Source organism: Arthrobacter sp. LAPM80 (assembly GCF_046736435.1).
GTDB lineage: Bacteria > Actinomycetota > Actinomycetes > Actinomycetales > Micrococcaceae > Specibacter.
Genome location: NZ_JBCHVD010000005.1, coordinates 25396 through 37336, shown reverse-complemented (window position 1 = coordinate 37336; position 11941 = coordinate 25396). Strand labels below are relative to the sequence as shown.

Annotated in this window: 12 protein-coding genes; 8 read left to right on the top strand and 4 right to left on the bottom strand. The window is 64.6% G+C overall.

The genetic code is table 11. From position 1 onward, the window contains the following. Window positions 1-9 precede the first annotated feature (9 nt). From rpmI to AAGW05_RS07000, 3 genes are all read left to right on the top strand, one after another. Entirely contained in the window at window positions 10-204 is a 195-nt protein-coding gene (gene rpmI / locus AAGW05_RS07010; RefSeq protein WP_038467906.1) for a 50S ribosomal protein L35, read from the top strand. Window positions 205-312: 108 nt separating this feature from the next. Continuing rightward, window positions 313-696 (top strand): 50S ribosomal protein L20, encoded by a 384-nt coding sequence (gene rplT, locus AAGW05_RS07005; protein ID WP_411803780.1) that lies wholly within the window; start codon window positions 313-315, stop codon window positions 694-696. A 66-nt stretch (window positions 697-762) separates the two neighbouring features. Further along, complete coding sequence (locus AAGW05_RS07000; RefSeq protein ID WP_411803779.1) at window positions 763-1674, top strand: TrmH family RNA methyltransferase; 912 nt, start codon at window positions 763-765, stop codon at window positions 1672-1674. 134 nt (window positions 1675-1808) lie between these two features. Here AAGW05_RS07000 and AAGW05_RS06995 read toward each other — a convergent pair whose 3' ends face one another. After that, the gene (locus AAGW05_RS06995; RefSeq protein ID WP_411803936.1) at window positions 1809-3038 is read right to left on the bottom strand and encodes an MFS transporter; all 1230 of its coding nucleotides are present in this window, start codon (window positions 3036-3038) and stop codon (window positions 1809-1811) included. Between the two features lie 134 nt (window positions 3039-3172). Here AAGW05_RS06995 and AAGW05_RS06990 point away from each other — a divergent pair, with 134 nt between their 5' ends. After that, window positions 3173-3613 (top strand): (deoxy)nucleoside triphosphate pyrophosphohydrolase, encoded by a 441-nt coding sequence (locus tag AAGW05_RS06990; RefSeq protein WP_411803778.1) that lies wholly within the window; start codon window positions 3173-3175, stop codon window positions 3611-3613. A gap of 88 nt (window positions 3614-3701) precedes the next feature. Beyond that, on the top strand, window positions 3702-3893 hold the full coding sequence (locus tag AAGW05_RS06985; RefSeq protein WP_411803777.1) for a DUF5302 domain-containing protein: 192 nt from the start codon (window positions 3702-3704) through the stop codon (window positions 3891-3893). A gap of 33 nt (window positions 3894-3926) precedes the next feature. On the opposite strand, the gene AAGW05_RS06980 is transcribed toward AAGW05_RS06985, so the two are convergent. Then, the gene (locus AAGW05_RS06980; RefSeq protein ID WP_411803776.1) at window positions 3927-5096 is read right to left on the bottom strand and encodes an Rv2578c family radical SAM protein; all 1170 of its coding nucleotides are present in this window, start codon (window positions 5094-5096) and stop codon (window positions 3927-3929) included. 171 nt (window positions 5097-5267) lie between these two features. Here AAGW05_RS06980 and AAGW05_RS06975 point away from each other — a divergent pair, with 171 nt between their 5' ends. After that, complete coding sequence (locus tag AAGW05_RS06975) at window positions 5268-6767, top strand: long-chain-fatty-acid--CoA ligase (RefSeq protein WP_411803775.1); 1500 nt, start codon at window positions 5268-5270, stop codon at window positions 6765-6767. A 78-nt stretch (window positions 6768-6845) separates the two neighbouring features. Here the strand turns inward: AAGW05_RS06975 and AAGW05_RS06970 are convergent, their stop codons facing one another. Beyond that, entirely contained in the window at window positions 6846-7484 is a 639-nt protein-coding gene (locus tag AAGW05_RS06970; protein ID WP_411803774.1) for an SIMPL domain-containing protein, read from the bottom strand. Next, window positions 7481-8065: a hypothetical protein gene (locus tag AAGW05_RS06965; RefSeq protein ID WP_411803772.1), complete on the bottom strand. Its 585-nt coding sequence runs from the start codon at window positions 8063-8065 to the stop codon at window positions 7481-7483. The genes AAGW05_RS06970 and AAGW05_RS06965 overlap by 4 nt, the downstream gene beginning before the upstream one ends. A 171-nt stretch (window positions 8066-8236) precedes the next feature. On the opposite strand from AAGW05_RS06965, the gene pheS reads away from it, so the two are divergent. Together pheS and pheT are read left to right on the top strand one after the other, a co-directional pair. After that, entirely contained in the window at window positions 8237-9331 is a 1095-nt protein-coding gene (gene pheS, locus AAGW05_RS06960) for a phenylalanine--tRNA ligase subunit alpha (protein ID WP_411803771.1), read from the top strand. Between the two features lie 3 nt (window positions 9332-9334). Next, window positions 9335-11878: a phenylalanine--tRNA ligase subunit beta gene (gene pheT, locus AAGW05_RS06955; RefSeq protein WP_411803770.1), complete on the top strand. Its 2544-nt coding sequence runs from the start codon at window positions 9335-9337 to the stop codon at window positions 11876-11878. The last annotated feature ends 63 nt before the right edge of the window (window positions 11879-11941 follow it).

The following is an 11941-nucleotide window of genomic DNA, read 5'->3' as shown; positions in this document are numbered from 1 at the left end:
CAGGTCCTCATGCCTAAAATGAAGACACACAGTGGTGCGAAGAAGCGATTCAAGCTGACCGGTTCCGGTAAGCTGCGCCGCCAGCAGGCCAACCGCCGCCACTACCTGGAGCACAAGCCTTCCAGCTTGAAGCGCCGCCTCAAGGGTGACCTCCTGGTCGCCAAGGCAGATGTGCGCAACATCAAGAAGATGCTCGGCATCTAATTTCGCAAGTCAATTTGGTGTGAATCCCATTTCGGGGCGATCACCGTTTCATCAAAGCCTTCCCTGGCATGATTGGCTTGGGATCTTTAAACTTGAAGGAGTACGCACGTGGCACGTGTGAAGAGGGCTGTAAACGCCCACAAAAAGCGTCGGGTTGTTCTTGAGCGCGCAAAGGGTTACCGCGGACAGCGTTCACGCCTGTACCGTAAGGCCAAAGAGCAGCTGCTGCACTCGTTTGTGTACAGCTACGGCGACCGCCGCAAGCGCAAGGGTGACTTCCGTCGCCTCTGGATCCAGCGCATCAACGCTGCATCACGCGCCAACGGCCTGACCTACAACCGCTTGATCCAGGGCCTGAAGGCTGCTGAGATCGAGGTTGACCGTCGCATGCTGGCCGACCTGGCCGTCAACGACGCCGGTGCTTTCGCCGCTCTGGTGAACATCGCCAAGGCTGCACTGCCCGCTGACACCTCAGCTCCGGCAGTAAAGTAATTCCAGTTTTTCCCGAGGAACCCTCCGGTTCCTTGTTCGTGTGCGGTGGCTGATAAAGTCCTAAGCATGAGTGAACCCGGGCGCCCGCCAGCAGAAGCAATGACCAACCCTCGAGCAGATCGAGTGAGGGATGTTGCCAAGCTGGTTGGGCGCTCGGGCCGTTTAAAGCGCCGGCAGTTCCTTGCCGAGGGGCCGCAAGCTGTCCGTGAGGCGTTGCGGGCACACCGCGAATGCCTTGCAGCCGGTGGGACGCCGGTTGTCGCTGAGCTCTACGCAACGGTTGAATGCCTCAAGAGGTACCCCGAGCTGATGGACGCCGCATCAGCTCCAGGGCAGCGGCTGCAGGTCAGGATTGCCAGCGAGCTTGTCCTGTCCGCCATGACGGACACGGTGAACCCCCAGGGCATTCTTGCCGTGTGCAACTTCGTGGACGTCCCTCTGACTGAGGTTCTGGCCGCGAAGCCGAAGCTTATCGCCATGCTCTGCCGTGTGCAGGATCCCGGAAATGCCGGCACCGTCCTTCGCGCCGCCGACGCAGCCGGGGCGGACGCCGTGATCTTCTCCCAGTCAAGCGTTGACATCTACAACCCCAAAGCCGTGCGGTCAACGGCAGGTTCCCTGTTCCACCTGCCCGTTGTGCTCGGAGCCGACGTCGGCGAGGTTGTTGCCGCTGCCAAGGCAGCCGGGGTGGGCATCCTTGCCGCCGACGGCTACGGCCAGCTGAACCTTGACATGCTGCAGGATGAAAGCGCCGCCCGCGCCTTCGACCAGGAAATCCCCGATTCCACGTACGCCCTGGAGAGCCCCACCCTGTGGCTCTTTGGCAACGAGGCGCAGGGCCTGGCCGGTGAGGAAAAGGCGCTGGCCGACCACCGGGTGGCCGTGCCCGTGTACGGGTCTGCGGAGTCCTTGAACCTTGGCACCGCCGCCACCGTCTGCCTGTACGCCAGCGCCCGGGCACAGCGCCGCGCGGGGTAACGCCGTGCCCTAAGTGGACGGGGCGCCCAACACAGTGGCACCGGCATCTGGGACCTGCCTCCACACCGCTGCGGATGCAAAAAACCCCGCCCTCAGTGCTGAAGCGGGGGACGGGGTTCAGGCCTGGGGGGCAGTCAGCGGGCGCCCTCCTGTGCGGCTCGCCTGCCGCCGATCTTGTCCAGCAGGCCGCTGAGCAGTGCAATGCCCAGACCCAGAACCGCAAGCGCGGCACCCACCAGCGCCGGGGCGGTGAACCCCCAGCCCCAGGTGATGACGAGTCCGCCGACGAAGGCCCCGAGGGCATTGGCCATGTTCAGGGCAGAGTGGTTCAGCGAGGATGCCAGCGTTGGCGCGCCGGGGGAAACATCGAGTAGTCGTGTCTGCAGCGAGGGAACCAGCATGGACCCGGAAGCGCCAATGACAAAGATCATCAGCAGTGCCATCCATTGGATGTGGACAGTGGCGGCGTAGATGACAAGCACGACGGCAATGAAGCCCATCATGGCGTAGATGCTGCCCATGACAGACCAGTCGGCCATCCGCCCTCCCACGTAGCTTCCGGCGACCATTCCCACGCCGTACAGGCCGACAATGAGAGGCAGGAAGCTGGCAGCGAAGCCTGCAACGTCCGTCATGGTGCTTGCCACGTACGTGTACACGGCGAAGAAACCGCCGAAGCCGACGACGCCCACCAGCAGTGTCAGCCACACCTGGCCGCGGCGCAGGGCGCTGAGTTCCCTGCGCAGGCCGGCCTCGGGATGCGCCTTTTGTGCAGGGACAAAAATGGAAACGCACACGATGGTGACGACGCCAATGATGCAGACGAAAACGAACAGCCAGCGCCAGCCAAACTGCTGCCCCACAAAGGTAGCCAACGGCACGCCGAGGACGTTGGCCACCGAAAGTCCCATCATGACCATGGAGATTGCCCGGCCACGTTTGCTCGGAGCCACCAGGGAGGCCGCCAGCACGGCAGCCACACCAAAGAACGCGCCGTGCGGCAGGCCCGCGATGAAGCGGGTGACAAGCAGGGTTGGGTAGTCCTGGGCGAAAACCGACAGCAGGTTGCCCACTGTGAACAGGCCCATCAGGGCAAGCGCCAGTGCCTTGCGCGGCATTTTGGCCCCGATGGCGACCAACAGCGGGGCGCCGACGACCACGCCAAGAGCGTACGCGGAAATCACGTGGCCGGCCGTCGGCTCGTTGACGCCCACGCCCTCGGCGACGTTAGGCAGCAGGCCCATCATGGCGAATTCCGTGGTGCCGATGCCAAACCCGCCAATGGCCAGGGACAAGATGGCCCAGGCCACCACATTGGGGGACGCGGCGGTCGTGGCAGTGCGCTGTTTTTTAAGCAGGGACATGTATGACTTTCGAAAGGGAGCGAATTCTGTGCGGCCGCACAATGCTGGGCGGGCGGTGTAGACGTCCTGGGCGCAGGCCGCTCGGTCGGGCATGAAGATGCTGTCCCCAGTCTAGTTCGCCCTAGACTGGGCAGGTGACGCGGATAAAACAAATAGTGGGCGCGGCCCTGGTGGATTCCCTTGAGCGACCGGAGAGGCTGCTGGCGGCCAGACGGACCGCCCCGCCGGAATATGCCGGCATGTGGGAGTTCCCCGGCGGCAAGATCGAACCCGGCGAGTCGGCCCAGCAGGCCCTGCTGCGGGAATTGGTTGAGGAGTTGGGGGTCACGGCTGCACTGGGTGCCGAACTTGAAGGTCCGACGCCGGGCGGCTGGCCACTGAATGCCGGCGCCGGCATGCGCGTGTGGCTGGGCCGGGTGACGGACGGTACGCCCGAGCCGCTTCAGGACCACGACACGCTGCTGTGGGTGGACCTTGCGGGGCAGGAAATCCTCGCGCTTGAGTGGATCCCGGCTGACCTTCCCATCGTGCACGCGCTCATTGCCTTGACCACGGCCCCCGGGGACAAAGGATAGCGGTCGGGGAAGAATGGGCCCTGCGGGGTGTTGAAATTCCGCCTCCCTGTGCCAGACTGGGTGCAGTAGACCCCAAGGAGGTTGTGCCATGACGAGTGAGAACCACGACGAACAAGCCACCACCGGGGCCAGCGACGAAACGAAGGAAAAGTTTCGCCAGGCCCTGGAAAACAAGAAGAACCAGCAGCACGGCAGCGTGACGGCAACGGGAGGCGCAAAGATCAATGCGTCCCACGGAGCAGCAGCCCACAAGCGCGAGTTCCGCCGCAAGAGCGGATAAGCCACACAGCATGATAGGCAGGCCTTGACGCGGTTAGAACAAGGTCGGAGCAAGACTTGAAGAGGCGGGAGTCCCCACGGGGGTTCCCGCCTTTTTGCGCAGTGAGCCACCGTGCAGGGGGATGCGACGAATGCCGGTCCCGGTTGTACTGCCTGTCCCCGGAGTGACCGTTGTCGGCATGCTGCCCGCTGGGTATTGGGCCTCCTCCCGGCGGGCGTCGTGAATGAAACCCTCGGAGGTGAAGCCGTGGCGGGACTTTGCTTCGTTCACCCGCACCGAAAGCCACTGGCGGTATTCTTTGGAGGCGTAGGCGCCCGGTCCGTACAGCCGCTGGTAGCGCCCCACCAGTGAGGGGTGCTCGCGGGCCAGCCACTGCATGAACCACTCACGGGTTCCAGGGCGCAGGTACAGCGCCCCGGCACTGACCCCCGTTGCTCCGGCATGGGCAAGCGCGCCGAAGAGCGCATCAAGGGCTTCCTCCGAGTCCGTGAGCCAGGGCAGGATGGGCATGGCCATGACGCCGCAGGGCAGATTTGCCTCGCGCAATTTGCTGATCAGGGCCAGGCGCGCCTTGGGTGAGGGCGTCCCCGGTTCGATGGCCTGCGCCAGCCCTTCATCCACCAAGGCCAATGAAATTCCCATGCCCACACTCACGCTCTCCCCGGCGGTGCGCAGCAGCCCGATGTCACGCGCCAGCAGCGTGCCCTTGGTCAGGATGGAAAACGGGGTGCCTGAATCGGCAAGGGCAGCTATGATTCCGGGCATGAGCCGGTAGCGTCCCTCGGCGCGCTGGTAGGGGTCGGTGTTGGTCCCCAGCGCCACGTGGTGGCGCTGCCAGGATGGCTTGAGAAGTTCTTTGCGCAGCACCTGGGCCACATTTACCTTCACCACGACCTGGGAATCAAAGTCCACGCCGGAATCGAAGTCGAGGTATGTGTGGCTCTTGCGCGCAAAGCAGTAGACGCAGGCATGGGAGCAGCCACGGTAGGGGTTGACCGTCCACTCGAACGGCATGGTCGAGCTGGGCGGCACCTTGTTCAGCGCTGACTTTGCAAGAACCTCATGGAAGGTGATGCCGGCGAACTCGGGCGTCTGGACGCTTTTTACCAGTCCTGCCAGCGGCAGCAAGGGCACAGCCGGTGTGTCCGGGGCTGGCTGTTGTGCAAAAAGAGGCTGGTTGAGTTGCTGACTTGTCCACCGCATGACTTTATTGGAACATATATTCTAATTCAGGGCAATGCGCCGATACGCGGACGCTTGTTACCCGCCGGTAGTCATGTGGCGGAAATCACGTCATGTGGCGTTAGGGTTGAGTCATGGGGCGACGGTGCCCCGGCGGCCGGTGCAAGGCGGCCCCCGCACAAAGGAGCAGACATGACGAACCTGGCCACCATTGTTGGCGCATCTGCGCGGCGAAACCCTGCTGCGGTTGCCATCAAGATGGATGACATTGAGATTTCCTACGGTGCCTTGGAGACGCTCGGCTCGAAGGTGGCCGGGCTGCTGGCGGCGCACGGGGTAAAAGCGGGGGACAGGGTGGCCCTGATCTCGCCCAACATCCCCCAAATGCCGCCGATCTACTATGGAATCCTGCGCTACGGGGCCGTCGTGGTGCCGCTGAACCCGCTGTTGAAGTCCCGTGAAATTGAATACCACCTCACCGATTCCGGCGCCACGTTGGCCTTCGCCTGGGAAGGGGTCATGGGTGAAGTCCAGGGGGCAGCGGCAGCCACAGGAACCGACGTCATTCCCATCAATGCGGACATCATGGCCCTCCTGGCCCACAGTGAGGCCATCACGGAGGTTGCCGCCGCGCAAAAGGACGACACCGCCGTCATTCTTTACACCTCCGGCACCACGGGCAAGCCCAAGGGGGCCGAGCTCACCCATGGAAACCTGCTGAGCAACGCCGAGTTGTCGGTAAGCCTGTTCAGCATCGAGGCAAGCGACGTCCTTTTTGGCGGGCTGCCGTTCTTCCACGTCTTTGGCCAGACCTGCGCCCTGAATGCCGCCGTGCTGGGCGGGGCAACCGTGACAATCCTGCCCAAATTCGATCCGGTCAAGGCACTTGAAATCATCCAGCGCGACAAGGTCACCATCTTTGAGGGTGTGCCCACCATGTACATCGCCCTGCTGCGGGCACCCGGCCGGGAGAACTACGACGTCTCCAGCCTGCGCGTGGCAGCCTCCGGCGGATCCGCGCTGCCCGTGGAGATCCTGCATGAATTTGAAAGCCGCTTCGAAGCCACGCTCCTTGAAGGCTACGGACTGTCCGAAACCTCCCCCGTCATCTGCTTCAACCAGGTGGACGGCATCCGCAAGGCGGGGTCCATCGGCACGGTCGTGGCTGGGGCCGAGCTGAAAATCGTCGACGACGCCGGCAACGACGTCGAAGCCGGCACCGTGGGCGAGATCGTCGCATCCGGCGGCTTCATCATGAAGGGCTACTGGCAAAACCCCGACGCCACGGCCGCTGCCATCAAGGACGGCTGGTTCTTCACAGGCGACCTTGGCCGCAAAGACGAGGACGGCGTGTTCTTCATCGTCGACCGCAAGAAGGACATGATCCTGCGCGGCGGCTACAACATCTACCCGCGCGAGGTGGAGGAAGTCCTATACGAACACCCCGCCGTGGCCGAGGCCGCGGTCATTGGAAGGCCCGACGACGTCCATGGCGAAGAGGTCTGCGCTGCGGTTGCGCTCAGGCCAGGAGCCGTGGGGGCGGAGGACCCGGAAGCGCTCGCAGCCGACATCCAGGAGTTCGTCAAGGCCAGGGTTGCGGCCTACAAGTACCCCCGCAAGGTCATCATCCTTGACGCCCTGCCCAAGGGGCCCACCGGAAAGATCCTCAAGCGCGAGATCGTCGTGCCCTAAGGCGTTCCCGAAGGGATTCCAGCTAAGAAGAACCGGTTGGTGCGGCACCCGGGTTGGGTGCCGCACGAGCCGTTTTCCCTAGACCAGCTGCCACGTCACCTTGACGGAAAGCGTGACATTGCTTTGGCCGGGCTCGATGGACATGGCGCTGTCCGTGGTCAAGGCGGCGCGGGCCATCATGGGGCGCGGGACGGCGTCGTGGACCGTGCCCTCGCTGACGCAGCGCACAGCCCCCAGAGATCGCCCGGCCAGGGACGCGTAGAGTCCGGCGGCCCGCAGGGCATCGGCCCAGGCGAGCGCCCGCGCCGCATCCTGGGCGGGGGCCGGATCGGAAAGGACGGGGGACAGTCCGTTCAGGCGCACTGAGTTGTTCCCCGTATCCACGACGGCCGCAATGACGTCCTGGGCACCCTGGTCGTAGCGCAGCGCCACAGTCAACGTGCTCGAGACCGTATAGCCGGTGACCACCGATCCCGTGCCTTCCTGCCAGCGTGTGTCGGCCCTGACGTCAAGGGAGGAGGAACTGATGACGTCCCTGGCCACACCAAGCGAGAGCAGCGTGGCATTGACGGCGTTCATGGCGTCGCTGGCCTTCGCGTAGGCCTCGCGCACCGTGGGTTGGGCAGCCTCAATGCCAATGTTGATGTTAAAGAAGTCTGGGGCGGCCTGAACGGTGCCCTGGCCGGTGACTGTAATGCAGTTCTCGTGATCGGTCATGGGCGGATCCCTTCCCTAGGTATGTCTGAACGTGATGATGGATTCAACGGAGGGCGGGCAAGAAAGTTCCTGAGCCGGGGCAGCCGGGTGATCGTTGGCAGCTCGCGGTAACCACCAAGGGCCAACCCCGCATTGCGCTCGAAGAAGTTCCTGCTGCCGGGATCGCCGGTTCGCCACCAGGAATATGCTGCGCAGGCCGCGTAGAGCGGGAGGAAGGGCAGGCCAAGGCACCACGCGTACTGGGTGGCATGGCGTGCTTCGTGTTCAAGCAGGTCCGGGCGGGAGTCGATGAAGGCCCGCCCGGCCCGGTAGAACACCACATTGCCCACAGTGAATGCTCCGGCGAGGGGGAGCCTTGGCTTGTAGTTTGTGCCAAACACCAGCCCCTGCGGACCCTTTTCAACCCGTGTGCGTGTCAACCCGGCAAGCAGCAGCCCTGCCGCCGTGGACAGGTTGACGGCATTGGCCACGGCGCGCACGCGCAGGGTGCACCCGCCAGACACCAGCGCAGGGGAGGCAAGCAGCGCAAGGCGGCAGGCCGGCGTCGTGCGTGAAGCGCCGAATGGCGGGAAGAAGCCCATGAGCGACAGCGTAGCAAGGCGGATGCGGGCATGGGCGCTGCAACGGCCAAAGAGTCGGCGGCACGGGGGACCGGCGGAGACAAAACACGCAGGCGCTGTCAACTAGACTGGACTCGGCGGGAGGAGCTACCCCGCCGCTTACTCGCACACGAGCTTAGGTAAAAACTGTAGATGTCTGAGATGCCCCCCACGACGGCCGAGATGCCCGAACCAACCACAAAACCGGCAACGGTCCCAGATCCGCTCGACGAAGCCGCCATTGGTGCAGCCGTCGAGAACGCGCTCGCAGCCATTGCCGCCGCGTCAACACTGGATGAACTGAAGGCCGCGCGCCTGGCGCACACCGGCGAAAAGTCGCCGCTGAGCCTTGCCAACCGTGAAATCGGCGGACTCGCCAAGGAATTCAAGGCCGCAGCCGGCAAGATCATGGGCGCCTCGCGCGGCCGTGTCGCCAAGGCACTTGCCGCCCGTACAGAGGTGCTCGAGGCCGAGGACGCCGCGCGCATCCTGGTCGAGGAAACCGTTGACGTCACCGCGGCTCCGCGCCGCCGTCGCGCCGGTGCCCGACATCCCCTCTCCACCCTGCAGGACCGCGTCTGCGACATCTTCGTGGGCATGGGTTGGGAAATCGCCGAGGGACCCGAAGTGGAATCCGAGTGGTTCAACTTTGACGCGCTGAACTTCGCCCCCGACCACCCGGCACGCGAAATGCAGGACACGTTCTTCGTGGAGCCACCCGAGGCCCACCTGCTCATGCGCACGCACACCTCACCGGTGCAGGTCCGCTCCATGCTGGAACGCGAGGTGCCCATCTACGTGCTGTGCCCGGGCAAGGTGTTCCGCACCGACGAGCTCGACGCCACGCACACACCCGTGTTCCACCAGTTCGAGGGCCTGGCCATCGACAAGAACCTGTCCATGGCAGATTTGGTGGGCACGCTAGAGCACTTCACCCGGCAGATGTTCGGCGAGGAAGCCAAGGTGCGGATCCGTCCCAACTTCTTCCCCTTCACCGAGCCCTCCGCCGAGCTGGACATCTGGCACCCAGGTGCCAAGGGCGGCCCGCGCTGGATCGAATGGGGCGGCTGCGGCATGGTCAACCCGAACGTGCTCCGCGCCGCCGGCATTGACCCGGATGAATACTCAGGTTTTGCCTTTGGCATGGGCATTGAGCGTGCGCTGATGTTCCGCAACGAAGTGGGCGACATGCACGACATGATCGAGGGCGACGTACGATTTAGCGAACACTTTGGGATGGAGATCTAAGCGGTGCGTATTCCACTGACTTGGCTGCGCGAGTACGCGCAGGTACCGGCTGGCGCAACAGCCGAAGATGTAATGAACGAACTCGTCAAGGTTGGCTTCGAAGAGGAGGGCGTGCACCGTCCCCTCGATGAGATCAGCGGTCCCATCGTGGTGGGCCAGGTTCTCTCCAAGGAGCCCGAGGCGCAGTCCAACGGCAAGACCATCAACTGGTGCTCCGTGCGTGTGGTGCCCGAAGGTGCAGCGCAGCCCCTGGACATTGACGGCATTGACCCCTCAGGTGTGCAGGGCATCGTTTGCGGTGCGCACAACTTCGAGGTGGGGGACAAGGTTGTTGTCACCCTTCCCGGAGCAGTGCTGCCCGGCGACTTCCGCATCACACCCCGGACGACCTACGGCCACGTTTCGGCGGGCATGATCGCCTCCGTGCGCGAGCTGGGCATAGGAGATGACCACGACGGCATCCTGGTGCTCTCCACCTTGGGCCTTGACCCGGAACTGGGCACCGACGCGCTGGCCCTGCTGGGCCTGGACGACGAAGCAGCCGAAATCAACGTCACCCCTGACCGCGGCTACGCGTTCAGCATCCGCGGCGTTGCCCGCGAATACGCACACGCCACTGACAGCGTCTTCACCGATCCGGCATCGCGGGTTACGGTTTCCCCCTCGACAGGCGCCGGCTTCCACGTCAGCCTTGCCGATGAGGCGCCGATCTACGGCAACCCCGGCTGCGATCGCTTTGTGGCCCGCACCGTCAGCGGAGTCACCGCCGCTGCGCCAACTCCGGCGTGGATGTCCGCACGCCTGCGCCTGGCCGGCATCCGCTCCATCTCCCTTGCCGTTGACATCTCCAACTACGTCATGGTGGAGCTTGGCCAGCCGCTGCACTTCTACGACGCCGACAAGCTCGCCGGCGGCATCGTTGTGCGCCGCGCGGCAGCCGGTGAAACCCTGGAAACCCTCGACGGGAAGGTGCGCACGCTCGACGTCGAGGACCTCCTGATCACCGACGGCTCCGGTCCCATTGGCATCGCCGGCGTCATGGGCGGTGCCTCCACCGAGGTCACCTCCGCCACCACGACCGTGCTGGTCGAGGCAGCGCACTTCGAGGAAGTCTCGATTGCCCGTTCACGCCGCCGCCACAAGCTGCCCTCCGAGGCGTCAAAGCGCTTCGAGCGCGGCGTGGATTACGCCGTCGCCGACATTGCCGCCCAGCGCGCCGTCGACCTCCTGGTTGAATTGGCCGGCGGCACCGAGGAGACCTCCTCCACAGATGTTGGCAGCCCCGTCGTGCCGGCTCCTGTGTTTCTGCCGTCGGGATTCACCTCGGCCCGCATCGGCATCGAGTTCACGCAGGCCCAGATCATGGGTTCGCTGACGGACCTGGGCGCCTTGGTTGAAAAGGTCGACGGCGGATATTCCGTCTCGGCCCCGAGCTGGCGTCACGACCTTCTCACCAAGGAAGACCTGACGGAGGAAGTGGCCCGCCTTGTCGGCTACGACTTGATCCCCTCGACCCTTCCTACGGCACCTCCGGGCCGCGGCTACACGCGCGTCCAGCAGCAGCGCCGCCGCACGGTCCAGGCGCTGGCCGATTTCGGTCTGACCGAGATCCTGGCCTACCCGTTCGTGTCCAAGGCGTCCAACGACACATTCGGCGTGGCCGAGGCTGGGGCCACACGTCCGGCCATCAAGCTGGCCAACCCGCTGAGCGAGGAATTCGGCTTCCTGCGGACCTCGATGTTGCCGGGCCTGATTGAGATTGCCAAGCGCAACCACTCACGCGGCTTCCACGACCTCGCACTGTTTGAGTCGGGTCTGGTGTTCCTGCCATCGGACACCCTGGGGACCGCCTCGATCCCGCCGCTGGGTGCCAAGCCGTCGGATGAGGTGCTTGACTCCCTGTACGACGGGATTCCGTACCAGCCGCTGACCATCGGCGCCGTCTTCACGGGCAAGGATTCCCCCGCAGCACCGGCACACACGCCGCATGCATGGGACTGGGCCGACGCGATTGACGCCGCCCACCTGGTGGCAGAGGTTGTTGGTGTTGAACTGGTCGTTTCGCAGGGCGCACACCAGGCGTTCCACCCGGGACGCGCCGCCGCCTTGGCGCTGCGCAACGGCGACGTTGTCGGCTACGCCGGCGAGCTTCATCCGAAGCTGCTGGCAGAACTGAATATGCCGGCACGCACCGTCGCCATGGAGATCAACGCCGACGCCGTGTTTGCCGCTGCTGCCGACGTCATCGTGGCCAAGCCGATCTCCACCTTCCCCGTCGCGACCCAGGACGTTGCCCTGGTGGTTCCCGAGGAGATTCCTGCACAAGCTGTTTTGGAAACCCTGCGCGAAGGCGCCGGCGAACTGCTTGAGGACGTTGCCTTGTTCGACGTCTACCAGGGCACCGGCATTCCCGAGGGCCGGAAGTCGCTGGCGTTCGGGCTGCGCTTTCGCGCGGCAGACAGGACCCTGACGGCAGATCAGGCGTCGGCGGCGCGTGCGTCCGCCGTCGACCTTGCCGCCGAAAGGTTCGGCGCCACCCAGCGCTGATCCCCGCCGCCGGCCACGACTCCCGCGGGAGCGTGGCCTACCAAGTGACCTGCAGTCAACGGC

Coding starts and splice junctions, on each gene's coding strand:
- pheS (WP_411803771.1), top strand. CDS start 8,237: ATGTCTGAGATGCCCCCCACGACGGCCGAGATGCCCGAACCAACCACA.
- AAGW05_RS06980 (WP_411803776.1), bottom strand. CDS start 5,096: ATGCGGTGGACAAGTCAGCAACTCAACCAGCCTCTTTTTGCACAACAG.
- AAGW05_RS06965 (WP_411803772.1), bottom strand. CDS start 8,065: ATGGGCTTCTTCCCGCCATTCGGCGCTTCACGCACGACGCCGGCCTGC.
- AAGW05_RS06975 (WP_411803775.1), top strand. CDS start 5,268: ATGACGAACCTGGCCACCATTGTTGGCGCATCTGCGCGGCGAAACCCT.
- AAGW05_RS06985 (WP_411803777.1), top strand. CDS start 3,702: ATGACGAGTGAGAACCACGACGAACAAGCCACCACCGGGGCCAGCGAC.
- rpmI (WP_038467906.1), top strand. CDS start 10: ATGCCTAAAATGAAGACACACAGTGGTGCGAAGAAGCGATTCAAGCTG.
- AAGW05_RS06995 (WP_411803936.1), bottom strand. CDS start 3,038: ATGTCCCTGCTTAAAAAACAGCGCACTGCCACGACCGCCGCGTCCCCC.
- AAGW05_RS07000 (WP_411803779.1), top strand. CDS start 763: ATGAGTGAACCCGGGCGCCCGCCAGCAGAAGCAATGACCAACCCTCGA.
- AAGW05_RS06970 (WP_411803774.1), bottom strand. CDS start 7,484: ATGACCGATCACGAGAACTGCATTACAGTCACCGGCCAGGGCACCGTT.